Consider the following 26,168-nt stretch of genomic DNA (forward strand, 5'->3'; position numbering starts at 1 on the left):
ATTAGTGTGTCAAACTGGCAATAATCTGACAAGCTTCCTCCAATTGTGATTTTGGACAAGCAAAATTCAATCGAATGAAGTTTTTTCCTTTAAACTGTTCCCCGCGAAGGACATGAAGGCCATGTTCCAAAAGTCGATTGGGTAAATCCCCCCAAGTTTGATCATAAGAAATCCATGCCAAATAGGTGGCTTCAAGGGGAATCATATCCAAACCAGGTTGTTGTTTGACAAAATCCAAAAGAATATCATGATTCTGTTTCAAATAAGGGATTAATTGTGATAACCAGTTCGAACCATGTTGGTAAGTGGCCGACATCACATCGATGCTATGCCGACTTAACATAGGCATGTATCCAAAGGTCTTTTTAACAAATGCTTCTCTTGTAGCCTGGTGAGGAATAATAGCGACACATCCACCCAAACCTGCCGTATTGAAAGCCTTAGAAGTAGCGAAAAAACTGATAGAAGGTAATTCCACGATATCCCGACCAATACAAATATGATTCGATTGAGGATATAAGCGCAAATCAGCATGAATTTCGTCTGAAATAATCATACAATCATATTGCTGACAAAGACTGACTATCTGATCAATTTCTGCTTGATTAAAAACTGTTCCTCCTGGATTATGGGGATTACAAAATAAAAAAACAGCAGGCTTTTGTTGTAAGGCTTTCTCAAAAGCTTCAAAATCGTAGGTCCAACGACCAGCCTTTTCCACCATGGGAAATGTAATTAATGGTCGATTTAACCATGTAGGTATCAAATGAAAAGGGTGATACACAGGTATAGCAGTCAAAACTCCCCGATCTTCATTGGAAAATAGATCACAAGCTAAGGTGATACCCGGAACGATTCCAGGAAGCCATACTTGCCATTCCAAATCAGTTTCCCATTGATATTCCTCTGAAATTCTTTTTTGTGCCAATAATCTTAAAGAATCTGGCACAATAGAATATCCTAAAACCCCATGATGAGTAATTTTATCCAATGCTTCCAAAATTTCATCTGCCACAGCAAACTCCATATCTGCCACTGGCATTGAAAGCATTTTTTTATCTGCATACATGGGATTATCCCATTTATAACTTGACGTATTTCTACGATCAATCACTCGATCAAAGTCGTATTTTTTCATTTAATAAAATTAGGTCTAAAAACCTGAATGCCAAGAAAGGAGGGATGCGATTTCAAGTATTCCACTAAATTCTTATCAGATACACATACCTTTTTAACTTCTTGTGAGGCATGAAGTAAATACCAATTTGATTTTCTAAAAGTAAGAAAACCCGTATGCTGTACATCTAAATCTATTCTTTTGGAAACAAATGTAACGATATCACCCTCTTTCAAACTTGAGAGAATTGATTTTACTTTGACTGAGGGAATATATATGAATGGTTCTGATGCCAATTTCTTTTCAACCCGCTCCAAATCAGCTATGGATATATTTTTACCTTTAGGTAGATAATATTGAGATAAAAATGTAAAACTCTTAATACTTTGAATTTCCTCAGAAGGATGCACTGGAACAATCCATCCATCTTGTATTAATTGCCTCATAGCTGCAGAGAAATAATGCTGTCGAGTTTCAAAACGAATATCTTTCGGCTTGGAATACCTCCAATGTATCAAGTTTTTCTTAAAGAGAGAATCCTGGCCATTTGATTGGTATAAAGACATCACATTTTCGATGAAAGTTACACAATCAAAATCCTCCAAAGAAAGGTACAATTTCTCTGGATTTTCAGCAGAAAGTGCATTAACTACATAGGGCTTACCCAGAAAATATTCAGCCAACATCACATGATTTTGATTTTTCTTGGCTAAGGCTATTCTGCTTTGTAAATCCATGGGAATCCATTTTTCTTGAGCTTTGCCAGCTTGAATTTGAAGAAAAAAGAAAATATAAATTAACAGCCGCAAGGAATTAAGCATCATGAAATCTTAAAAATATAAGCACTATTGGGGGGTAAAATAGCTCCATCTATTGTTGTACTAAACTCTTTCGAAGCTGGCGGGATAAATGCTTTAATTAATTGACAATTTACCCCAGAAACATTCATCATATCTTTGGCCAAGGTGGGTAATTGTATGTCTAACGAATAGCTTTGTTTGGATTCAAAATTACATACAATTAACAATTTCTCTTTGGAAGTATATCGTAAAAATGAATAGACCTTTCTCTTTGGATAATGCTCATTTTGAGCGTATTGTAAATCAAAAAAATGTCCTTTTTGAATAGCAGGATGAGCATGTACCCATTGAAATAAATCCACATAAAATTCATCCAATAGTTTTTCTTCCTTGGTTAATAAGGCACCATCGAATTTTCCTTGATTCATCCAACGCTGATGTGTTTCTACTCGCCAAAAATCGAACATAGATGTACGATCTTGTGCCATATTAAACCCTTCAACCTCATTGGCTGCTTCACCAAATTCTTGCCCCATATACAACATTACTGGCCCATGATGCAAGCAAGCAGTAACCACCATTGCAGGAATAGTGGACCAAAGATTATGTTTTGCAAAACCAGGACTATTTATTCTAGTTTCATCATGATTCTCTAAAAAGCGTAACATATGCTCTGCAAATTCCCCAGATTCATGTTGCCAAACACGCGTAATATCTTCTACGGTAGCTTCAGGTCGTTCTTCCATCAACCTCCTTAAAGCATCATATAAACCAACTTTATCGTATAAATAATCAAATCCACCTTGGAATATATACTCATGGTAACGATGTGGTTGATATATTTCAGCTATGAAAGTAACTTCAGGCTTGATGGCTTTAATCTTTGGAATCACATATGCCCAAAATTCCACCGGAACCATCTCCGCCATATCACATCGAAAAGAATCTACGCCTTTGTTGGTCCAATAAATTAGAACATCCAACAATTTTAACCAAGTATCAGGTATCGGGTCAAAATACGTTTTCTCCTCGTGTTGAAAATCAATTCCATAATTCAACTTTACCGTTTCAAACCAATCGTCTTTGGATGGCTGGGCAGAAAAAACATTATTCCCGCTCACTTTGGCAGGAATTTCAATATAAGGGATAGAATAAGGTACAGGTATGTCCAAACCTGAAGGAACAGAAAATTGTGTACCGGGTAAATAGTAAAAATTATTATTAGGATCGAACGATTTATCCGTTTGATCATTCATACCAAAATCAATGATACCCTTTGGTTTTTTATCAGAATAATATTGTCGAGCTAAATGATTTGGAACAAAATCAAGAATCAAGTGTAAACCAGATACATGAATCCTTTCCAGCATTTCCTCAAACTCTTCCATTCTTTTAGCTGGTTCAGAAGCTAAAAATGGATTTACATCATAATAATCTTTAATAGCAAATGGAGAACCTGCGCGCCCCTTGACAATGGAAGGATGATCCAAGGGAGACCCATAGGCTGTAAAATCCTCCATTGTTGCATGTTCTATGATTCCTGTAGCATATAAATGAGTATAACCTTTTTTGGCCAAAGCTTGTAAAGCTTTCAAGGAAACATCTTTAAACTTAGTCACACCATTTCTTTCGCAGGATCCGTTAAAAGCTAAATCAGTATTGGTATTACCCCATAAATGAAACATCATTTGATATACAATAAACTTATGGGAGCTTTTCTCTTTCATGGAAAACAGGGTCAAATAAATTTAAAATAATGGACTCAGGCTAAAATAATTCTTTTTAAATAAAATTAAATTATTCCTCAAATACAAGATAAAGTGCTCTAATAAGCCAAATTTAGCTTTTTACACAGCTAGAAAACTCGTATTTTTGAAATATAGCATAACCCTAAAAATGATACAATGAAGTATAAAGCCTGTCTTTTTGACCTAGATGGCGTACTAGTAGATACAGCAATTTACCATTTTCAAGCTTGGAGAACCTTAGGAAAACAATTTGATTTTGAATTGAGTCATGAACAAAATGAAGAACTTAAAGGGATCTCCAGAGTAGAATCTTTAGACAAAATCTTGCATTGGGCACAATTTCAAGCTACTCAAGAGCAAAAAGACATTTGGCTCAAAGAAAAAAATGAGACCTATCTTGAGCTTATTTCACACATGAATCCCAGCGAAATTTTACCAGGTGTTCTTACCTTTCTTAAGCAGTTGAAAGATCAAGGCTATTTAATTGCATTAGGATCAGCCAGTAAAAACGCTCAAATTATTTTGGAAAAAACAGGCTTAATCACCTGGTTTCAAGCTATTATAGATGGAAACAAAGTCACAAAAAGCAAACCAGATCCGGAAGTCTTTCTTAAAGGTGCCGAAGCATTAGCTTGCTCCCCAGCAGATTGCATCGTATTTGAAGATGCTCAAGCGGGTATAGATGCAGCCAAAGCAGGAGGGATGAAAGTCGTTGGAATAGGTTCTTCTGCCATTTTATTTGGCGCTGATAAAATTATACCATCTTTTAATGACATACGGGTTTCCGACCTACTACTACTTTAATTTTAGCAATAGGCGTTTTAGCTCCTAATTAGAACCTCATGAAACAATATTTAAAACACGATGCTTGGAAGGTAATTGAAGATTCATTCCATCCTGAATTCAATGAAATTACAGAATCTGTATTTTCATTGGGAAATGGAAGAATGGGACAAAGAGCCAATTTCGAAGAAACATATACAGGAAAGACCCTACAAGGAAATTATGTAGCTGGGGTATATTATCCAGATAAAACACGTGTTGGCTGGTGGAAAAACGGATATCCAGAATACTTTGCCAAAGTGTTAAATGCCGCCAATTGGATAGGTATAGATATAGAAATAGAAGGGGTGAAGGTTGATTTACACCAAGCTACCATTCATGATTTTTACCGGGAATTGAATATGAAGGAAGGGTATTTACTTCGTTCATGTGATATTAGCTTGTCAAATAATAAACGAATAAAAATAATATCCATTCGCTTCAATAGTATGGCAGATGATGAATCAGGGGCTATTTCCTATTCCATCACACCCATCAATTTCTCTGGTTCAATGGATATCAAAGCTTTTATTGATGGAGATATTCAAAACAAAGACTCCAATTACCAAGAAAAATTTTGGGATCAGATAAAAGTTGAGGCTAAAGAAAATCGCTCCTTTGTTTGGTCAAAAACAAAGAAAACAAATTTTGAAGTCATCACAGGTCAAGAGGTTCATATTTACCAAAATGGACAAAAAGTCCATAATCAAGCACAATTCGTAACTCGAGAAAAATATAGTGCTTTAAATTACCATGTAGAAGTTGTTGAAAATGTGCCAACTACTATATTCAAATACGCAGTCAACTTAAGTTCTGAGAATCATCAAACAAATGATTTTGAAATTACACTTTCTAACTATCTAAGTAAAATCACAGCCAAAGGATTTGATCAAATGTTACGAGAGCAAGCATTGGCATGGGCAGAAAAATGGAATAGCAATGATATCGTCATTGAGGGAGACGTGGCTGCCCAACAAGGCATTCGATTCAATATATTTCAACTAAATCAAACATACACAGGTAAAGATGATAGGCTAAATATCGGTCCCAAGGGATTTACAGGAGAAAAATATGGTGGATCCACATATTGGGATACCGAAGCATATTGCATTCCATTTTACTTATCTACTGCTCCATCTCTAGTAGCTAAGAATCTGTTGATTTACCGTTGGAAGCAATTGGATAAAGCCATTGAAAATGCACAAAAACTTGGATTTGACCAAGGAGCGGCACTATATCCTATGGTCACCATGAATGGGGAGGAATGTCATAATGAGTGGGAAATCACATTCGAAGAAATTCACCGAAATGGGGCAATTGCCTATGCCATCAAAGATTATGTAGAATACACAGATGATAAACGCCATTTATTGGACTATGGATGGGATGTACTTATAGCAATTGCTCGATTCTGGAAACAGCGTGTCAATTGGTCAGATAATCTTCAAAAATATGTCATGCTAGGTGTTACAGGACCTAATGAATATGAAAATAATGTCAATAATAACTGGTACACCAATTATTTAGCCGCTTGGTGCCTAAATTACGTTCAAGAAGTACATCAAGAAATAAGCAAATCATATCCTAAGGAGGCCAATTTAAAATTCGAACAAAGTCAATTGAAGGTGGATGAATTAGCTGATTTCCAACGAATTGTTCAGCATATGTATTTCCCTAGAGATGAAAAAAGAGGAATATACCTTCAGCAAGATGGCTTTTTAGACAAAATTATTGCTCCAGTAGATCAAATACCCAGCAATCAACGCCCCATTAATCAGCATTGGTCTTGGGATCGAATATTGCGCTCTTGTTACATTAAGCAAGCAGATGTATTACAAGGTATGTATTTCTTTGAAACGAATTTCTCCAAAGAGGAAATTGAAAGAAATTATTCATTCTATGAACCTTTAACTGTACATGAATCTTCATTAAGCCCTTGCGTTCACAGTATCTTAGCTGCAAAATTGGGGAAAGAAGATAAGTCCTATGAGTTTTATACCCGTGCTGCTCGTTTAGATTTAGATGATTACAATAACGATACGGAAGATGGATGTCATATTACAAGCATGGCAGGAACTTGGATGTCGATTATCAAAGGATTTGCTGGTCAAAGCGTCCAAAATAATCAATTACACTTAGCACCATTTTTACCCAAGCAATGGAAGAGTTATCGATTTAAAATCAATTTCAGAAAGGATCATTTGGAAATTGAAGTGAACCAAACAGGAGTGAAGGTTCAAAATTTAGCCAATCATAATACTGAAATTGTCATACATGATAAGAGGCATGATATTGCAGCTAATTCCACAGTAATCATATAAAAAAAGGCCTCATTTGAGGCCTTTTTATCGCTTTATAAAAATCAATTAATCTTTAGCTAAATCGATATCTGGTGTAGAAACATCAGTTAATACAACCCCGCCGCGTTCTTTTCGAGCTATCCTTGAATACAAACCTACCTCTTGAGAAAATAGGAATGTAAAGAACAATTTGACAAAAGAGGTATGGTATTTCAAATTGTCATAGTATTCTGGAGCAGCAGCTTTTAATTTTGGAAGATTATTCCATGGAATAGAAGGCATATCATGGTGCTCATTGTGGTAGCCTACATTCATATTGATTCCATTCAATCCACCATAGTAACTATACGTTTCCTGATTTTTATCTAAAACTAAATAATGCTCTTGAATCCAACGAGCACCCAAGGGATGAAGCCCCACTGAAAACATGAAACTTAATCCCATGTAGGCTAAGGCTGGCCAACCCCATAAATACACGATTAACGCATCAAAAGCGAATTGAGCAACGATATTCATAATTACCCAACGATCAAATACAGCCAATTCAATACAACGAATAGTACGAATAGCTTGAAAGAAAGGGAATAATAGCAACCAAATAGCTTTTCCTATGAAATAGTTGTTAATCAATTTCGCTTCCCAATAATCCGGTAAGTCTGCATCCAATTCGTGCACTCCTTGAAATGCATGATGCTTCAAATGGTAGTTTTTGAAAGAAATGGCAGTAGGGAATAAGGAAGGAAAGTTGGCAATTATTCCGGCAAACACGTTCCACGAATTCTTTTTGAACACCAAATTATGCGCTGTCTCATGGATACAAACAAAAAGTGTATGTGTTGGGAAAGCACCTACAAACCAGGCAACAGCTACAATTAACCACCAAGGAGAATCCTTTAAAAAATAAGCCAAGGTAATTTGTAAACCGACACAGGCTAAAATCCACCAAATGGTATTCGGATTTTTACCAATTAATTTTTTTACTTCAGGGTGTTTCTTGATGATTTCTCTTGTACGTTGACGATGAGGCTCTGAACCTTCTACCCACGTAAAGTCATTAAATTCAGACATAATTGAACATATTTTCTTGCTACAAAGATAACATATATGCCTATTTACTGACGAAATTTATTGGATTTTATTATTTATGGAAGTGTTCGTGACAATATGTCAGCATTTACTTGAAACCGATTTCATGGCATATTCCTTGTAACATGGGAGGAAAAAAATAAAATAATAATCATGGGAAAAATTATTGGAATTGACCTAGGTACCACCAACTCATGTGTGGCCGTAATGGAAGGAAATGAGGCAGTTGTTATTGCTAACTCAGAAGGAAGAAGGACAACTCCCTCAATTGTAGCGTTTTTAGAGAATGGTGAACGTAAAGTAGGAGATCCTGCCAAAAGACAAGCGATTACCAACCCTCAAAATACCATATCATCTGTAAAAAGATTTATGGGTAAAAAATATAGTGACGTAAGTTCTGAACTAAAAACAATATCATATCAAGTTGAAAAAGGAAATAACGATACTCCACGTGTTCGCATAGGAGACCGTTTATATACTCCTCAAGAAATTTCTGCGCAAATCTTAACTAAGATGAAGCAAACAGCAGAAGATTATTTGGGACAAACTGTCACTGAAGCAGTTATTACTGTTCCTGCGTATTTCAATGATGCAGAACGTCAAGCTACCAAAGAAGCTGGTCAAATCGCTGGTTTGGAAGTAAAACGTATCATCAATGAACCTACAGCAGCAGCTTTAGCTTATGGTGTAGACAAGCAGGGTAAAGATATGAAGATCGCGGTGTTCGACTTAGGTGGTGGAACATTTGACGTTTCAATCTTAGAATTAGGTGATGGTGTATTTGAAGTTAAATCAACTGATGGTGATACTCACCTAGGTGGAGATGACTTTGACCAAGTTATCATTGATTGGTTAGCTCAAGAATTCATTTCAGATGAAAACATCGACTTACGTAAGGACCCAATGGCTCTTCAACGTTTAAAAGAAGCTGCAGAAAAAGCTAAAATTGAATTAAGCTCTGGTGCATCCACTGAGATCAATTTACCTTATATCATGCCTGTGAATGGTATTCCAAAGCACTTAGTTCGTAATCTAACACGTGCTAAATTTGAACAACTAGCTGATAGCTTGATTCAACGTACTTTGGAGCCATGCAAAAGAGCCATGAAAAATGCAGGATACTCTAATGCTGACATTGATGAGGTTATTTTAGTAGGAGGTTCTACTCGTATTCCTAGAATTCAAGAAGAAGTTGAAAAATTCTTCGAAAAGAAGCCTTCAAAAGGAGTGAATCCTGACGAAGTTGTAGCTTTAGGAGCTGCAATTCAAGGTGGAGTTTTAACCGGAGAAGTAAAAGATGTTTTGTTACTTGATGTGACTCCATTATCTTTAGGGATTGAAACCATGGGAGGTGTATTCACTAAGTTAATCGAAGCAAATACCACCATTCCTACCAAGAAGTCGGAAGTATTCTCTACTGCCGCAGATAACCAACCTTCAGTTGAGTTAAATGTATTGCAAGGAGAAAGACCTATGGCGAAGGATAACCGTTCATTAGGACGTTTCCACTTAGATGGTTTGCCACCTGCACAACGCGGAGTACCTCAAATTGAGGTTACTTTTGACATCGATGCAAACGGTATTTTGCATGTATCTGCGAAAGACAAAGGAACAGGTAAGGAACAAAAAATCCGTATCGAAGCTTCCAGCGGTTTAACAGATGCTGAAATTGAAAAAATGCGCAACGAGGCAAAGGCCAACGAAGCGAACGATAAAATTGAGAAAGAGCGTGTTGAGAAAATCAACCAAGCTGATGCTTTAATTTTCCAATCTGAGAAGCAATTGAAGGAATATGGAGAGAAGCTTTCCGAAGGAAACAAATCAGCCATTGAAGGAGCTTTAGCTGAATTAAAAACAGCTCATGCTTCCCAAGATGTAGCCGCCATTGATGCGGGCTTGGAGAAACTAAATACAGCTTGGACTGCTGCTTCCCAAGAAATGTATGCTGCAGGTGAAACTGCAGGTGCAACAGAAAATACAGCGGATGCTTCTGCCAATGGTGCTAGTGAAGCGGAAGATGTAGCTTTCGAGGAAGTAAAATAGTTAAATAGGTTTAGAGGTTTATTTAAACTCCCAGCAGTTACGCTGGGAGTTTTTTGTTTCTAGACCATTGAGTTTTTTACAAAAAAATTCAACTATAAATGAATGGGTTTCTCCCTGAATTTTAAAGGCTGGGCATCCCGCTGATTCTTTTGAGCAATAATTTCAGCAATAATCGAAATCGCAATTTCTTCTGGACCTTCCGCACCGACATCTAGACCAATTGGGCTAGAAATCTGCTTTCTAAGCGAAGTAATATCGATACCTTCATCATGCAAATGGCCTTGCAATTTATCCATACGCTTTTGTGGACCTAAAATCCCCCAATAGGCAAATGATTGCAAAAAGCTTAATTTTTTCATTAAAAACACATCTCGATCAAAATCATGGGTCATTATAACCAAAGAATCCTCCGGCAGAATGTGTAAGTCTGCTTCCCAATCATATACTTGATTGACTAATTTCTTTCCTTGAGGATTCATTTTTGTCACATTCCCAACCCAATGTATCTCCCAGCCTAATAAGTTAATTTGTTGAATTAAGGCCAAAGCATCAAACTGATTTCCAAAAATCCATATACGAGGCATGGGAGGGATGTATTCCAACAAAGTTGATTTTCCTTGAACTAACTTATAATGAGCAGTTTTCTGAATTATAATCTCCTTTTTGTCGGCATCAAAAGAATGAATATCCGACTGGGGAACGTATTCAAACAGGAATGAAGTTAAATCGTTTTCATCCCATTCACTTGTCAAAACACCTGAATCATACGAAGTTACAGCCTTCCTCATGGCTACATAAAATGCCTCTAAATGAGATCGAACAGGATCTATCACAATATCAATTAAACCTTGACAACCCAAACCTACACCTAATTGAAATGGATCATCCTCTCGGGTATCATAAGTGACTAATTTAATTTGTTGTGTCATGATAGCCATTTGTGCCTTTTTCAACATGTCTCCTTCCAAACAACCACCGCTGATAGCTCCCCACCAATTTCCATCATCGGTCACCAACATTCTAGCACCAGGTCTTCTATAAGCAGAACCATCCACATGAACGACAGTGGCCAAGGCTATGCCATTGCTTTCAGACAAGAGTTGTTCCAATCGATTCACAATTTGTATCCAATCTTTCATGATATCAATTTTTCTAGACTTTTAACTAAATAATCCTTCACCCAATCATGATCTTCATTTAAATAGGGCTGAGCTAGGGAAATCCGAATACTTGCCAAAGCAGTATCATTATCTCTTCCTAAGGCTTTTAATACATGTGAGGGAAATGTTGATTTGGAATTACATGCCGATCCATTAGAAAATGCTAATAAGGGCATGCATCTAAAAAGCTTTTCCCAGTCAACACCTTGAATTGAAAAATTAAGAATATGTGGAATTTGATTTTCAGAAATTGAATTAACAATCAAACTATCACCTAATGATTCTTTTAAAGAATTTTCCAAGTCCTGTTTTTTTACTTGAATTTGGGGTAAAAAGGTCAAAAGGTGCGGGATTCTTTCCACTGCTTTTGCAAGCCCTACAATCAAAGGTATCGGTAAAGTACCTGCACGCAAACCTCTTTCCTGTGCACCTCCCCATTGCCTAGCCTTCAGTGGAATACCCGATTTAACATATAAGGCTCCAATTCCTTTTGGTCCAAAAATTTTATGTCCAGAAAAACTCAATAAATCAGGCAAAAAAGCTTGGGATAGATCCAACTTGCCCAGGGCTTGTGTTGCATCAGTATGGCAGTAAATTCCTTCTTGATTACACCATTGAGCAATGCTAGAAATATCATTGATTACTCCAATTTCATTATTTACCCACATCAGGGATACCAGTCGTGTATCTGACTTCTTGGCTGTTTTAATTTGTTCTAAACAAATTTCACCTGCTGAATTTGGCTCCAAGTAAGTAATTTCCCAACCTTTATGGGCCAAATAAGCTAATGGCTCTAATACCGCTTTATGCTCTAAAGGAGAAGAAATAATATGTCCAGGTGTTTGTTCTTCTAACAAACCCAATAAGGCCAAATTATTGGATTCAGTAGCTCCTGAAGTGAATAGGATAGAGGAAGGATTTACTGAAAAATAGGAAGATATGGTTTTGCGAGCTTGATCAACGGCATCTGAAGCTTCCCAGCCAAACAGATGTTGATTGGACCCTGAATTACCAAAGTGCTGACTAAAATAAGGAATCATAGCTTCCAAAACTTCTGGCGAAACAGGAGTCGTGGCGGCATAATCTAAATAGATAGGACGATTCAATTTCTTAGCGGGTGGATGTATAACAAAGATACATATTGGGCATGAAAAAAGTCCCAAATTTCTTTGGGACTTTCTTATGAGGTATGTAAATAAGGATTAACCTAATTTATTTACTACTGCTTTGAACGCTTCTGGGTGGTTCATCGCTAAATCAGCAAGTACTTTACGGTTTAAAGTCATTCCTGATTTGTTGAATTTGCCCATGAAAGCTGAATAAGACATTCCTTCCTGACGAGCAGCAGCATTGATACGCTGAATCCACAATCCTCTGAAATCTCTTTTCTTTACTTTGCGATCACGGTATGCATATTGCAAACCTTTCTCAACTTTGTTTTTGGCTACGGTCCAAACGTTTTTTCCGCGACCATAAAAGCCTTTGGCTAATTTTAAGATTTTTTTTCTGCGAGCTCTAGAAGCTACATGGTTGACACTACGTGGCATAGAAATTTGTTTTTTGAAATTGAGGCGACTTTTTACAGTACTTTAGGCCTTATTTCTGGTTGAACAATAACTTAAATTGATATTAAAGACCTAACATTAAGTTTACACGGTCCATATCAGATGGAGAAACTAAGGTTGCGTGAACTAAGTTACGCTTCTGCTTAGTCGTTTTTTTAGTAAGGATATGGCTATGAAAAGCGTGTTTACGCTTAATTTTACCAGTTCCAGTTACTTTGAAACGTTTCTTTGCTCCAGAGTTGGTTTTAATTTTTGGCATTATTGTAAAAATTAAATTTAAAATTGGGAATGCAAAAGTATAAAAAATACCCTTTAATTCCCTGTTTTGATGAAAAAAAATTGAAATTATTTCTTAGCGGCTTTAGGGGAGAAGATGATGCTCATACGCTTACCTTCTAATTTTGGCATATCGTCTGGTTTACCAAATTCCTCTAAGCCCTTAGCGAAGTTCAATAATAGCATTTCGCCACGCTCTTTGAAAACAATTGTACGTCCTACAAAATGCACATAAGCTTTCACCTTTGCGCCTTCTTTTAAGAAGTTAACCGCATGTTTTAATTTAAAATTAAAATCATGTTCGTCTGTATTAGGACCGAAACGAATCTCCTTAATGACCGTTTTAGTGGCATTAGCTTTGATTTCTTTTTGCTTTTTCTTTTGATCATACTTAAACTTAGCATAATCAATGACCTTACAAACAGGAGGAACTGCATTAGGAGAGATTTCTACCAAATCCAAACTTTGAGATTCAGCGATTGCTAAGGCTTTAGAAAACTCATAAACACCTTGTTCAATATTTTCTCCTACTAATCGCACTTCTGCAACCCCTCGAATTAAATTATTGATTCTGTAAGGCTCCTCTTCTCGTTTGTTTCCTCTGTAATTGTTATTGGGGCGTAAAGCCATAAAGTAAAATTTCGTTTAATAATTATTGTTAATTCTTGTATTCAATTCGAAAGCTATATCAATTTTAACGCATTTGCAAACAAAAGAGTTTCAAGCAATTGATATTCGCTAATAAATCTATCTATCGTGCGTTAATTGCTGAATTTCTTCCTGAGCAATAGCCATAAAGGCATCCAAAGTCATAGAGCCTAAATCTCCCAGTCCTTTTTTACGAATACTCACCAATCCTTCTGCCTGCTCCTTATCACCTACAATGATCATGAATGGAACCTTGGAAACTTCGGCATCACGAATCTTTCGACCAATCTTCTCATCGCGATGATCTACATAACCACGTAAATCACGTTCCTGCAAACGTAAATAGATTTCATTCGCATAATCTTCATACTTTTCAGAAATTGGCAAAACTGCCAATTGATCTGGAGATAACCACAATGGGAAGTTACCCGCTGTATTTTCAATCAAAATAGCTACGAAGCGCTCTAATGAACCAAAAGGAGCCCTGTGAATCATCACTGGTCTATGCTTTTGATTATCTGAACCAGTATATTCTAGTTCAAATCGCTGAGGTAATTGATAATCCACTTGAATAGTTCCTAACTGCCACTTTCTTCCTAGGGCATCACGTACCATGAAATCCAATTTAGGCCCATAAAATGCCGCCTCACCATATTCTACAACATAAGGTAAACCCTTTTCTTGAGCCGATTTAATGATAGCAGCTTCCGCTTTCTCCCAATCCTCATCTCTACCAATGTATTTTTCACGGTCTGTTTTATCTCTCAAAGATACTTGAGCTGAAAATTCATGAAAACCTAATGCCTTAAATACATAAAGCACCAAATCAATCACCTTCATAAATTCATCTTCTACTTGATCTGGACGACAAAATATATGCGCATCATCTTGAGTAAATCCTCTAACACGTGTCAATCCGTGCAATTCACCAGACTGCTCATAACGATAAACCGTACCAAATTCGGCTAAACGTAATGGCAAATCCTTATAGGAGCGAGGCTTGGTTTTATAAATTTCACAGTGATGAGGGCAGTTCATCGGCTTCAACAAAAACTCTTCCCCTTCGTCAGGAGTGTTAATCGGTTGAAATGAATCTTGGCCATATTTAGCATAGTGACCTGAAGTCACATACAATTCTTTACTTCCAATGTGTGGCGTAACAACCGGTGAATAACCCGCACGTACTTGTGCTCTACGCAAGAAATTTTCCAATCTTTCACGAAGAATAGTTCCTTTCGGCAGCCATAATGGTAAACCTAAACCTACCTTTTCAGAAAAGGCAAAAAGCTCTAATTCCTTACCTAATTTTCGATGATCTCGACGTTTAGCCTCTTCCAATAAAAATAAATATTCCTCCAATTCTTTCGCCTTAGGGAAAGTAATGGCATAAATACGGGTCATTTGCTTACGCTTTTCGTCGCCACGCCAATAGGCACCCGCTACACTTAATAACTTGACTGATTTAATAAATCCTGTTTGGGGAATATGAGGTCCACGACATAAATCCGTAAAATTACCTTGAGTATAAAAAGTAATAGAACCGTCTTCTAATCCTTCCAATAACTCTAATTTATATTCGTCGTCTTTTTCTTGAAAATATGCGATAGCGTCTGCTTTTGCGACTGGCTTGCGTAAGTATTCACTTTTTTGACGAGCCAATTCCAGCATTTTGTCTTCAATCTGCTTAAACTGGTCACTACCAAATTCTTTACCTCCTAAATCGATATCGTAATAAAATCCATTCTCTATAGCTGGACCAATTCCAAATTTAGTACCTGGGTACAAAGCTTCAATTGCTTCAGCCATTAAGTGGGCTGATGAATGCCAAAAAGTCTTTTTACCTTCCGTATCATTCCAAGTCAATAATTGTACTCGCGCATCGTTTTGAATAGGAGTAGAGGCATCTACCACTTGATCATCTACTTTGGCTGCTAATACGTTTCTTGCTAAACCTTCTGAAATTGACAAGGCAACTTCTATGGGTGTCACACCTGAATTATACTCACGGATATTTCCGTCGGGAAAAGTAATTTTTATCATTCGTACAAATTTTATGCAATTTACAAATTAAGCAGGAATATTAGGAGCGTAATTTAATTTTCAGAAGGCTCAGCCGACAAACTATCTGTTTGAGCGCGGGTAGAATCTAAATTTCGATTCAACAAACGATACCTTAAACCTCTAAATCTCATATCAGTAGGATATAATTGTTGTGCTGAATCCAACAAGGCCAAGCTCTTCAATCGTTCACCCAGATAAAGCCAACATATGGATTTGATAAATAAAGCTTCATTAGCATAGGGGCTATTGCTTGGTATTTTATCAAAAAAGGCCAAAGCTTTGTAATAATCTCTATTTTTAAAATAGAAATTACCTACTTCTGCAAACAATCCCGGATTGGAAGGAAAAGAAGCTAAAACACTAGCATAAACCTTTTCTGCACGGGGCACTTGTCGAATTTTAGCCAAAAACCTAGCCCAAAAACGCAACAAATGAGGATCATTGGGATACTTTTTTCGAGCTGCCAATAATTGAGCTTGATAATCCAACATGGGCACTCGATCTCCTTGATGTTGAAAATATAGTCGAGCCAAAGGAGTTTCAGATAAGTAAATACCACTACTATCCCGTACTGTTTTCATCCAAGTTAAAGTATCTCCCACAGATAAATTCCGTAAAGTATAGACATAAGCTCTGTCTCTAGGCGATAAGCCAACTTTTAAACTTTTAGCCAAATAATAATTAGCCATTTTAGTTTGGCCATTTTGTGCATAAATCTCTGCCAATAAAATCCATAAACCAGGTGCTGAAAATCCAGCTTCTTCCAATGATTTAGCATCTTTTAAGGCTTCATTATATTCTTCGAGGTGGTAATGTATTTGTGCCGAGAGAAACAAAAAGTCTAAATCTCCCGATTCTATTTGAAGGGCGCGCTGAATATCTTCTGAAGCCAACAAATACTTTCTTTGAGCAAAATAGGCTTTAGAACGTATATAATACAAGGTAGAAGATGGCTTATCTTCTAGAATTGCACTAACGTATTGAATGACACGCTGGGGATCTTCTCCTTTTAGAAATGCAGATGCTGGAGGTATTTTCTCGCCTTTTGAATCTTGATTGGTCTCACAAGAAATCAAAAAACCGCCTATTAAAATCAAGGCTGTCCAGGATAAAACTAAAATCCTATATCGATTACTAGAGGATACCACTCGATTTGCTTGGTTTGAGATTTATATAAACAACGAACACCTATTTCAAAACTTTGTGCAAAACGCAATAAGTGAAATTGGGACGACAAATCTACACCGAATGATTGGAAAGTTGTGGTTGTCGTACCATCTTTTACAATATTTTCACCTTGTGAAGCATCGAAAAAGAAGTTCCCTTTAAGTCGTTTGATATACAGCAACCTACCAATATTAATATCGGTGTTTGCAATTGGAAATTTATAATCAGCAGAAAAGGTGTACAATCGATTGTACAAAACGGTCGTATATCCCCGAGGTAAAGCTAGAGTACTTGCAAACGTATAATTCCCATTGGATTGTTGCTGATAGGCACCTCTTAGGGAGATTCCATGATGTTTGAATAAACCAGGAATAAACACTTTGCCCTGAGCTGACCAAATTTCAGAATTTAAGTTTTGAGCGAAAGGAGTACCTTGCCAATGCAATCCAATTTGATAACCCCAAGGTGATTGAACATCCCAATAAGCTCGATTCAATAATTTCGAGTATGAAATGGCATGAGTCATGGATGAATACAAACCATTAAAAGCCTCACTTTTGAATCTTAATGGTAAATCATAGCCACTAACCTGAAAAAACGAATAGGTTGATGAGATAGTTAAATACTCTGCAAAAGCTGAATGTGTTAGGTTAAAGGGTAATCGAATTCCAATATCACCTTTGGATTGCATCCAATTATCCGTTCTTAAACTGTCAAAAGGTGCGCGTTTATCAATGTATAAACTTGTACTTCTTTGGCTGTTTTGAAAAGATGCATCAAATACGGGGAACAAACCTTGATACGAGAATCGTGCAAATTGGGTGCCCGAGCGTTCATTGGGATCGTATTGATATCCAACTCCAGCCTGTAAGGTATTAGTAATGTTCTTGGATAATAGGCTAATTTCCAACTGATTACCTTGTGCAGCAATTAGTGGACCCCAGGAATACACATTGAAAATATTCCATTTAGAATACTTTTGACTCGCGTATTTAGGTGCAGGCTCTTGTAAAGGAGAGAGTGGAATCGTTTGCAACAGTGGACTCCATGACTCATTACCTAATTTTTTGTACATGATGGCCTCTCCTGAAGCGCGATATGCCTGATAAATCAATTTACCACTGTCAAGTACCTGAGCAGAATAAGCCCCAAATGGTGCTTGTGTTAGCACCTGTTGTTGCTTATTTTTTATATGAATTCGAACAATTTGATCTATACCATCAATAGGTTGGTTGAAATAAACAAAATCTCCCATTAAATAGGGGGAACCTATATTATTGCCCCCAAAATGAAACTCTTGGATTACCTCAAAACGCTCTAAATCCATGATTCGGATGGATTTTTGATGCTGATTTTTCACCACATACACCATGCGATGCTGATCTGCTAAACGAGCATGAATTATTTGTTCTCCTGATGAAATACTGATTTTTTTAATCAATTGTCTGGTTTCAACATCCAATAATAAAAGGTGAGAGGAACCATCATTATTTTGTACTAAAGTAAGTACTTGCTTATTATCCAGGCTAATCGAAGGATTAATCCATTTTTCATCTCCATCCCAAAAAATCTTCACCTTAGTTTCACGATTGAATAAAACCAATCGAGTTCCTTGTTTTTGCCCCCAACGAATATCAAACTTAATCTCAGACCAAATCACCCAATTTTTTGAAGCTGAAAGCATATTCATTTCAGCAATCGGTCCTAATTTGGTTAATTCTTTCTCCTGACCCCGACTAACCTCTACCAAAACTGGAATAGTTGAAAACCCTGATTTAACGGCAATAAAAGTATCATCAGAAATCCAACATGGATATTCATATGGAGTATACCCTCGAGTAATTTTAGGACTAATCTGTTCTGACTTATCAGAGAATGCCAACTGACTTTTTTGAATGGAATCTCTTAACTCTTTTAAAGCAAATTGACTGAATTGATCTATAGTCAGACCGGTTCTTTCTTTCACTACCGAAGAAAATGCAAATGGATATGGCCGCTGTAAGGCTTTTTGCCAAATTTGACCTACAGCTAATTCACCATGCTTTTGACGAAAATACTGACTTAAATATTGACCGAAAACATAATGATTTGGCACTAACTGTCGAAAGGATTTTCCCATCATTTTTCCATAGGAAGGAATCCCATAATCCAATAAATATGCATGTAATGGCAAATAGAACTCTGGTATTTTACTTCGCCCAATAGGGTTTAATTGAGTTTCAGTCTCGACCGCATCGCCTTCCCATAACCAATTGGGTATCATGATATTGGAATATAAAGCTTGCCCATTACTTCCCCATAAACTTCTAAAGACCTTGGCTAAACCTTGCCTGCCTAATTCATTTTGAAACATATGCCTTGTTTCGTGACTGACTAACATTTCCAACCATTCATTGGTACCTACCAAAGCAGAATTCTGGGTTGGAATCGTAAAGAATTCGGCTCTAGGAGCATTTAAACTCACAAAACCATTGGAATAAATCCCCTTGTTTTGTAATAAAATTTTCCATGGGTGAAGTTGACTAGGAAGCGTTTTACCAACTTTAGGGACGTGTTTTTCTATATAAAATGCCGTTAATTGTGCCAAACTATCTGCATCTTCAGGATAGATTATTTGAATAGATTGGTTGGGCACTTGGATTTTTTTCCATCGAACAGAAGCGGGATTTTGATCCAATAGGGAATAAGTAAGCTGACCAAAAATACCAGACGACAAAACCAAAAAACACAATAATAAAAATGATTTTTTTAGAGCCATTTTAATATAAAATCAAGCATCCAACGAACCTTGAGATGGTAAGGAGGATATAACATTTTCATCATCCGGCTATGTTGAATTAGGACCGATTTTTGATTCGAAAACTCCATGAAACCAAATTTTCCACCAGTTTTTCCTATTCCTGAATTATTTACTCCACCAAAAGGCAATTCACCATGACCATAATGGATTAAGCAATCATTGACAACCACACCACCCGAACTCGTATTTTTAATGATATGCTGTGTAAACTCTTCATTTTCTGAAAAAATATACATAGCCAAAGGTTTTTCTTCCTTGGCCATTTGATCAATAATCTGTTGCTCGTCTTTGTAGACTAAAATAGGTAAAATAGGGCCAAAAATTTCCTCTTGCATGATTTTCATGTCATGATGGCAGTTTGTCAAAACGGTAGGAGAGATGAAACAATCTTGTTCATCTGTTTCACCTCCAAATAAAACATTAGCACCATGCATTTTGGCATCTTCCAATAAACTTATAATCCGACTAAAATGTCTTGAATTGACAATTCTAGCATAATCTTTACTTTTTTGAACACCTTTCTTTTCAGGATTGTAAAAGCTATTTACGGATTTTTCTAAAGCTTCTAGAAAGGAGAAATAATGCTTCTCATGGACATAGACATAATCAGGAGCAATACAGGTCTGGCCGTTATTTAAAAACTTACCCCATGCAATTTTCTGAGCTGATGCTTCAATATCAGCCTGAGGCCCAATAATAGCCGGAGATTTACCTCCCAACTCTAAAGTCACAGAAGTTAAATGCTCAGCAGCGGCTTTCATAACTAATTTGCCTATTAAAGGGCTACCAGTAAAGAAAATATGGTCAAATTTTTGCTCCAATAAATAAGTGGATACGGAGGCATCCCCTTCAAATACAGCCACTTCACTACGGTCAAATAAAGCCGTAATCATCTTTTTGATAAAAGAAGATGTGGCTGGACTTAGTTCTGATGGCTTTAGTATAACGGCATTCCCAGCCGCAATGGCCAAAAGCAAAGGACAAATGGCTAAGTTGAATGGGTAATTCCAAGGAGCAATAATTAAACACATTCCCTTGGCTTCCATCTGAACATACCCTTGAGTACCCAAAAGTAGGAGTGGAGTATCTACTCTTTGAGGTTTCATCCAGGACTTCAAATGCTTACATACATGATCTATTTCCCTTTTGACACCTAATAATTCAGCCAAAATTACCTCAGAAGATGGTTTTTTAAAGTCCTCAAATAGCGCATCAAACAATTCCTGTTTATGAGAAATCATGTACTTTTCAATGGACTTCAATTTATCAATGCGTTCCTTATACGTCGTATTTTTCAGACGCGACAAAGACGATTTTTGAATCCAAAATACTTCTGCAATTTGATCTTCTATTGGTGAAACCATGGTTTTTAAGACTTAAATAATTCCCTTAAACTGTTTTCTAATCCATCAAAATACCGATTATTCCCAGCAGGTTTTCTGAGTGAATCTCCAGCTACATACCACAGCCCATCTCCTGGATACACTGCAAACGAATGGGTACTTTTTAATTCTTCCTTTGCTTTATCAGCCTGGAAGTCAGCAATATAAACAGTATTCATTAAAGCTTGTAAACGATCCCAATCTGAAATTGTTTTTAAGACAGAACCTGATTCCTGATAGGTGAAAGTTAAATTCTCAAAAGATAGTTCTCCTTCAATTCTAACCCACTCATCCAATTCATTTTTAAACTGAAATCCCAAAAACAAGGGTAATTCTCTGCCAGCAGTTTCAAAGATAGATTGAATGAATTCTTGAATTAAGTTTTCTTCTATTTCCAACATTCTAGGCACCTTGGTTGTAGAATTAGGATATTCCAACATAATAAATGGTTCCTCATCTCTCGGCTTACAAGAACCCGATTTATAGGTATCAAATCGAGCAGCAAGCCTTTGTTGCCATGCGGAAGAAATACTTCCTTTCCAACTCCAGGTTTCCTCAGTAGGTAATCCTTCAGCAATCAATTCTTCTTTAGAAAAATCTTCGCGATCTGTATATTGAATTTCTACTTCCAAAGAGGCTTCTGGAGTTCCAAATCCTATAAATCGAATAAGAGATTCAAAATGATAAGGAGCAGGAACGTTATTAGCGCTCTCATAAAATAAATTGAAATTAGTCATGGGCATGAGATTCTTTGGATGAAGATTGAAGATACAAAGCTACCGTTTTCAAACTATCCAATTTACCATTTGAATTAAATATGAATTTTGGAAGACAAATAATCGACTTGGGGATTAGTTTGGATGGTAGATGTTTTAATAAATAAGCTTTTAATGGATCTCCCCAATCCAAAGGTGGGGAAGATTCAATGAATAATACCGCTTTCTGACCATAGAACTCATCTGGCAAAGCTGCTACAAATGAATGAACGGAAATACCTGATGTAAGAAAAAAGGCTTGAATGTATTTTTCAATCTGACTTGGTATAATTTTCATTCCCCCAGAATTAATGACAAAGTCTTTTCTTCCTAAAATTCGAAAACCTTGAACTTCATTAATTTCAGCTAAATCATTAGTTTCAATCCAAAGGTTGTTGGTCACTTGAGAGCGAATGCAAATACATTCCTCTTCATTAAGATTGATTTCTACTCCTGGCAAAGGATGCAGGTATTCATCTGCTATTGATGAAATACGGCGATAGGCGATATGCGACACCGTTTCCGTCATTCCGTAAGTTAAAAATATAGGAAATGCTTGTTTTAGGGCAAGGTTTTCAATCTCTACTGAAATCGCGGCACCTCCGACTAAAACACCTTTTGATTCTTTAAAAGGAGCTAAAAGTGAATCATGTTGTAAAATATATTGCAATTGAGGTGGTACCATCGAAGTCATTTGAATTGGAAAATCCAAAGGTATTTCTGGCTGGTTACTTGGTTCGACAATGATGAGTTGTAAGTCCCAAACTAAAGCTCTAACCACCACCATAACCCCACCAATAAACTTAACAGGTAGACATAACAAAGCACGATCTCCTGCCTCCAAACCTAGCCAATTACCCGTTAATTGTGCTGAATGAATCATTTGATCTCGATGGATTCGAATGGCCTTAGGTTCACCTGTTGAACCTGAGGTATGAAAGTTAAACCATTCACTTCCTGCATTCCATAGCTGGCAAAATTCAATCACTTCTGCCTCAAAAGAAGTTGAAGGATTAGGGAACACATTTGACTTTGGAGAAATTACCAGCATATAATCAGCGAATCATTCCAAAATTAACCAAACATTCTCTAATTTTGAGGGTTACAGCTAGGATTTACCTTAATTAATTGAGCATGTCTGAAGATCCTTTCTTAAATCCTATCAATCCTGATAAAGTTGCCCAAAACCCTGGGCTTTTACCTTATGCACATACCGCAGGGTCTGCTGTCATAAAGCCAGAGGATATGGGCAAAACCAAAGGGCGTTCAGTGAAGGCAATGCGTCAGCAGACGGATCGTCAAATGAACCAGCTATATGAACAAATGGAGGTATTGGCCAAGCAAGCCAAATTATTAGCTGAAAGAAAAGAGATATCTGAGCGTATTTATGATGCCGCTATGGGTTTTGAACCTATTATTAGTGAAACCTATTATTTGTACGAAAAAGAGAACGGAACAGATTTATTATCTTTAGTAGCACCACATGAATGGGGCCGTTCCTTTAAATATAGTCGATTTTTAGCCCAAGTAACCTTATTAGCAGACCATACCTGGGATGTGATTTATAACCAAGAAAACGAATAAACAATGACATCTAATTTTCCCTGGAAAACGATCAAGGAGTACGAAGAAATTCTATTTCAACAATACAATGGAATTGCCAAAATTTCCATAAATCGTCCTCACAAACACAATGCTTTTACTCCTAAAACGGTACAGGAAATGTCGGAAGCAATGGAATTAGCTCGACAAGACACCGCAATTGGTGTTATTATTTTAACAGGTGAAGGTGGAAAAGCTTTCTGTTCTGGTGGAGACCAAAGTGTGCGCGGAGATGGAGGATACGTGGGTCAGGATTTAGTACCCCGTTTAAATGTATTGGATTTACAAAGACAAATTAGAACTATTCCAAAACCCGTTATTGCCATGGTAGCTGGCTGGGCTATTGGTGGAGGACATGTATTGCACGTAGTTTGTGACTTATCTATTGCAGCAGATAATGCCCGTTTTGGTCAAACAGGACCCAATGTGGGTTCTTTTGATGGTGGTTTTGGTGCTTCCTATTTAGCACGTGTAGTTGGACAAAAGAAAGCTAGAGAAATATGGTATTTGTGTGATCAATATGATGCCCAAGAAGCTTTACAAATGGGCTTAGTGAATAAGGTGGTTCCTTTGGATCAATTAGAAGCAACAACTGTATCTTGGTGCGAGCGGATTTTAGAAAAAAGCCCAATTGCACTACGTATGCTTAAATCATCGTTCAATGCGGAATTGGATGGGCAAGCTGGAATTCAAGAATTAGCAGGAAATGCCACCTTATTATATTATTTATCGGATGAAGCTAAAGAAGGCAAAAACGCCTTTTTAGAAAAAAGAAAACCCGATTTCTCCAAATTCCCTAAATTCCCATAATATGAACCATTGGTTAGTTAAATCAGAGCCATTCAAATATTCTTGGGATGATTTCGTTAAAGAGGGTAAATCCGTTTGGGATGGGGTAAGAAATTACCAAGCTAGAAACAATTTGATGGCCATGAAAAAAGGTGATTGGGTGTATTTTTATCACTCCAACGAAGGCCTTGAAGTGGTTGGATTGGCCGAAGTGAGCAAGGAACATTATCCAGACCCTACGACGGATGACCCACGCTGGGTAGTAGTTGAACTAGTTCCCATTCGGAAATTTGCTAAAACAGTAAGCCTAAAACAGATGAAATCAGATGAGCGTTTAAGCAATTTGGCTTTATTGAAACAATCAAGACTTTCAGTAACGCCAGTTGATAAGCCCGAATTTGATATTATCATGAGCCTAACAGAATAAGTATATGAAACGTTTTCATCAATTCAAGCTATTTTTAGGTTGCCTATTGGTGGCCCTATTGTTCCAAGCCAAAGCCCAAATTGGGCAGCGAATTGAATTTCCTGTAGGAGGAAAAGACTTGGAATCTTTCACAATACCAATTGGTAATCAAGGAGTTATCATTCTAAACCAATTAGGTAAGCAGGAATTTAGTATCCAAAAATTCTCTACTAATTTAGAGCAAGTTTGGTATACATCTGGAACAATAGATAATGGCCTAGATTATGTAAACTATAGCTTTGATGGCAAATCCTTAAACTTACTTTTTAGTCGATTTAAAAGTAATTCCTACCAAATAGTTCGTGTCAATGTTTCCAAAGGCAGCTTTGAGAAATTCCAAATTTATTCAGTGGATAGGATGGAAATCTCCAATTTTAAAGCCTTGAACGAGTCTTTGTTCATTGGAGGGATTGTCAATAATCAACCTGTCATCTTATTTACCAATTTAAAAGAACGTAAAACACGTATACTTCCTGCTGTAGTAAAAGGGCAAGCTGAAATTCAATCCATGGATTTGGATTCAATTCAACAGCAGGTAAATGTAACCTATTCGGTAGGTAACCGAGCTAAAAATTATCAGTTGATTATTAAATCATTTGATGAAGATGGAGGTCAAATTGGACAAATTGTCATGAATCCCAATGAGGAATTTGCCATGATGAATGCTAAATCCACTCAGCTGAATGACTCACTACAAGTTATTGTGGGCACTTATGGCCATAAAACAACGATTGGATCATCCAAAGGACCTAGTTCACAAGGTATTTATTTCAACTCTTATTTAGATGGGGAATTACTCCAATCTAAATTTCACAGTTTTACGAAATTCTCCAATTTCTTTAATTTCTTAACTCCCAAACAAAAGGAAAAACAAGAGAAGAAAATCAAGGATAAAGAAAGCAAAGGAGAAGACTTGAGACTAGATTACCGATTAATAATTCATGAAATCATTAAAAAGGGTGATCACTACATCGTGGTGGCGGAAGCCTTTTATCCAGACTATAAATACAATAATTTTGGCCCTTATGGTTCCATGATGGGTTTAGGAGGCTTTTATTCCCCATGGAGTATGATGTATAATCCATACCGCTGGGGATATGGATATTATGGTTTATATTCCCCTTATTCTAGTTATTATAGCCCTTGGGGATACCGCGGATACAATTATTATGGTAATCAGCAGCAGTTTGATGGTTGGGTATATACACATGCTGTCATTGTCGAATTGGATGAAAAAGGAGATTTATTATGGGATCATTGCATCGACATGAAAGATTTGAAAGAACCCAAATTGGTTCAAAAAGTAAAAACATCCATTCAAGGAGATCAAATTGTACTTTCCTTTAATCAAGATAATCAAATCATTACCAAGACCATACGAAATCAAGGAAGATCGGAGAGCGAAAGCATTCAAAATATCAGTACAGAAAACGATGGCGATAAAATTAGACGAAGTAGTCGTTCTGAACTGAACTATTGGTTTGGTCCTTATTATTTAGCTAATGGCTATCAAACCATCTCCAATGAAGAAGGACGTAGGTCCGTATATTATTTAAACAAGATAGAAATCCAGAAATAATT

At 36.8% G+C, this 26,168-nt stretch carries 22 protein-coding genes; 7 read left to right on the forward strand and 15 right to left on the reverse strand.

Annotated elements, in window-relative coordinates; translation table 11 throughout:
- Window position 1 precedes the first annotated feature (1 nt).
- From G9H60_RS01825 to G9H60_RS01835, 3 genes are read right to left on the reverse strand one after another with little or no spacing between them, the layout of a single operon-like run.
- A complete protein-coding gene (locus tag G9H60_RS01825; protein ID WP_223142405.1) occupies window positions 2-1,138 on the reverse strand; it encodes a MalY/PatB family protein in 1,137 nt (378 codons plus the stop codon).
- On the reverse strand, window positions 1,135-1,941 hold the full coding sequence (locus G9H60_RS01830; protein WP_223142406.1) for an N-acetylmuramoyl-L-alanine amidase-like domain-containing protein: 807 nt from the start codon (window positions 1,939-1,941) through the stop codon (window positions 1,135-1,137). The genes G9H60_RS01825 and G9H60_RS01830 overlap by 4 nt, the downstream gene beginning before the upstream one ends.
- The gene (locus G9H60_RS01835; protein WP_223142407.1) at window positions 1,938-3,644 is read right to left on the reverse strand and encodes an alpha-amylase family glycosyl hydrolase; all 1,707 of its coding nucleotides are present in this window, start codon (window positions 3,642-3,644) and stop codon (window positions 1,938-1,940) included. The genes G9H60_RS01830 and G9H60_RS01835 overlap by 4 nt, the downstream gene beginning before the upstream one ends.
- Window positions 3,645-3,821: 177 nt before the next feature.
- On the opposite strand from G9H60_RS01835, the gene pgmB reads away from it, so the two are divergent.
- A complete protein-coding gene (gene pgmB, locus G9H60_RS01840) occupies window positions 3,822-4,469 on the forward strand; it encodes a beta-phosphoglucomutase (RefSeq protein ID WP_223142408.1) in 648 nt (215 codons plus the stop codon).
- 38 nt (window positions 4,470-4,507) lie between these two features.
- Window positions 4,508-6,808, forward strand: coding sequence for a family 65 glycosyl hydrolase domain-containing protein (locus G9H60_RS01845; protein ID WP_223142409.1), 2,301 nt, complete (start codon window positions 4,508-4,510; stop codon window positions 6,806-6,808).
- 45 nt (window positions 6,809-6,853) lie between these two features.
- Here G9H60_RS01845 and G9H60_RS01850 read toward each other — a convergent pair whose 3' ends face one another.
- Window positions 6,854-7,855 carry a fatty acid desaturase gene (locus G9H60_RS01850; protein WP_223142410.1) on the reverse strand — a complete coding sequence of 334 codons (1,002 nt, stop codon included), beginning with the start codon at window positions 7,853-7,855 and terminating at the stop codon, window positions 6,854-6,856.
- Between the two features lie 171 nt (window positions 7,856-8,026).
- Here G9H60_RS01850 and dnaK point away from each other — a divergent pair, with 171 nt between their 5' ends.
- Entirely contained in the window at window positions 8,027-9,916 is a 1,890-nt protein-coding gene (gene dnaK, locus G9H60_RS01855) for a molecular chaperone DnaK (RefSeq protein WP_223142411.1), read from the forward strand.
- Between the two features lie 92 nt (window positions 9,917-10,008).
- On the opposite strand, the gene G9H60_RS01860 is transcribed toward dnaK, so the two are convergent.
- From G9H60_RS01860 to G9H60_RS01910, 11 genes are all read right to left on the reverse strand, one after another.
- Window positions 10,009-11,055 (reverse strand): XdhC family protein, encoded by a 1,047-nt coding sequence (locus tag G9H60_RS01860; RefSeq protein ID WP_223142412.1) that lies wholly within the window; start codon window positions 11,053-11,055, stop codon window positions 10,009-10,011.
- A complete protein-coding gene (locus G9H60_RS01865; RefSeq protein WP_223142413.1) occupies window positions 11,052-12,182 on the reverse strand; it encodes a cysteine desulfurase family protein in 1,131 nt (376 codons plus the stop codon). Before G9H60_RS01865 ends, G9H60_RS01860 begins: the two co-directional genes overlap by 4 nt.
- 96 nt (window positions 12,183-12,278) lie before the next feature.
- The gene (gene rplT, locus G9H60_RS01870) at window positions 12,279-12,623 is read right to left on the reverse strand and encodes a 50S ribosomal protein L20 (protein WP_109323027.1); all 345 of its coding nucleotides are present in this window, start codon (window positions 12,621-12,623) and stop codon (window positions 12,279-12,281) included.
- An 82-nt stretch (window positions 12,624-12,705) separates the two neighbouring features.
- Window positions 12,706-12,900, reverse strand: a complete 195-nt coding sequence (gene rpmI / locus G9H60_RS01875) for a 50S ribosomal protein L35 (RefSeq protein WP_109323028.1) — start codon at window positions 12,898-12,900, stop codon at window positions 12,706-12,708.
- 86 nt (window positions 12,901-12,986) lie between these two features.
- Entirely contained in the window at window positions 12,987-13,547 is a 561-nt protein-coding gene (infC, locus tag G9H60_RS01880) for a translation initiation factor IF-3 (protein WP_109323029.1), read from the reverse strand.
- Between the two features lie 117 nt (window positions 13,548-13,664).
- Complete coding sequence (gene thrS, locus G9H60_RS01885; RefSeq protein ID WP_223142414.1) at window positions 13,665-15,605, reverse strand: threonine--tRNA ligase; 1,941 nt, start codon at window positions 15,603-15,605, stop codon at window positions 13,665-13,667.
- Between the two features lie 53 nt (window positions 15,606-15,658).
- Window positions 15,659-16,774 (reverse strand): tetratricopeptide repeat protein, encoded by a 1,116-nt coding sequence (locus G9H60_RS01890; RefSeq protein ID WP_223142415.1) that lies wholly within the window; start codon window positions 16,772-16,774, stop codon window positions 15,659-15,661.
- The gene (locus tag G9H60_RS01895) at window positions 16,741-19,551 is read right to left on the reverse strand and encodes a hypothetical protein (protein ID WP_223142416.1); all 2,811 of its coding nucleotides are present in this window, start codon (window positions 19,549-19,551) and stop codon (window positions 16,741-16,743) included. Before G9H60_RS01895 ends, G9H60_RS01890 begins: the two co-directional genes overlap by 34 nt.
- Entirely contained in the window at window positions 19,542-20,957 is a 1,416-nt protein-coding gene (locus tag G9H60_RS01900; RefSeq protein ID WP_223142417.1) for an aldehyde dehydrogenase family protein, read from the reverse strand. The genes G9H60_RS01895 and G9H60_RS01900 overlap by 10 nt, the downstream gene beginning before the upstream one ends.
- A 5-nt stretch (window positions 20,958-20,962) precedes the next feature.
- Window positions 20,963-21,712, reverse strand: a complete 750-nt coding sequence (locus G9H60_RS01905; protein WP_223142418.1) for a hypothetical protein — start codon at window positions 21,710-21,712, stop codon at window positions 20,963-20,965.
- On the reverse strand, window positions 21,705-22,781 hold the full coding sequence (locus G9H60_RS01910; RefSeq protein WP_223142419.1) for an AMP-binding protein: 1,077 nt from the start codon (window positions 22,779-22,781) through the stop codon (window positions 21,705-21,707). The genes G9H60_RS01905 and G9H60_RS01910 overlap by 8 nt, the downstream gene beginning before the upstream one ends.
- An 83-nt stretch (window positions 22,782-22,864) precedes the next feature.
- Between G9H60_RS01910 and G9H60_RS01915 the strand changes: the two genes are divergently transcribed.
- From G9H60_RS01915 to G9H60_RS01930, 4 genes are read left to right on the forward strand one after another with little or no spacing between them, the layout of a single operon-like run.
- Window positions 22,865-23,314 (forward strand): DUF2452 domain-containing protein, encoded by a 450-nt coding sequence (locus tag G9H60_RS01915; RefSeq protein WP_166374005.1) that lies wholly within the window; start codon window positions 22,865-22,867, stop codon window positions 23,312-23,314.
- A 3-nt stretch (window positions 23,315-23,317) separates the two neighbouring features.
- Window positions 23,318-24,142 (forward strand): 1,4-dihydroxy-2-naphthoyl-CoA synthase, encoded by an 825-nt coding sequence (gene menB, locus G9H60_RS01920; protein WP_223142420.1) that lies wholly within the window; start codon window positions 23,318-23,320, stop codon window positions 24,140-24,142.
- Window position 24,143: 1 nt separating this feature from the next.
- Window positions 24,144-24,548, forward strand: coding sequence for an EVE domain-containing protein (locus G9H60_RS01925; protein ID WP_223142421.1), 405 nt, complete (start codon window positions 24,144-24,146; stop codon window positions 24,546-24,548).
- A gap of 4 nt (window positions 24,549-24,552) precedes the next feature.
- Window positions 24,553-26,166, forward strand: a complete 1,614-nt coding sequence (locus tag G9H60_RS01930) for a hypothetical protein (protein WP_223142422.1) — start codon at window positions 24,553-24,555, stop codon at window positions 26,164-26,166.
- Window positions 26,167-26,168 lie beyond the last annotated feature (2 nt).

It is taken from the genome of Aquirufa aurantiipilula (assembly GCF_019923745.1).
Taxonomy (GTDB): domain Bacteria; phylum Bacteroidota; class Bacteroidia; order Cytophagales; family Spirosomataceae; genus Aquirufa; species Aquirufa aurantiipilula.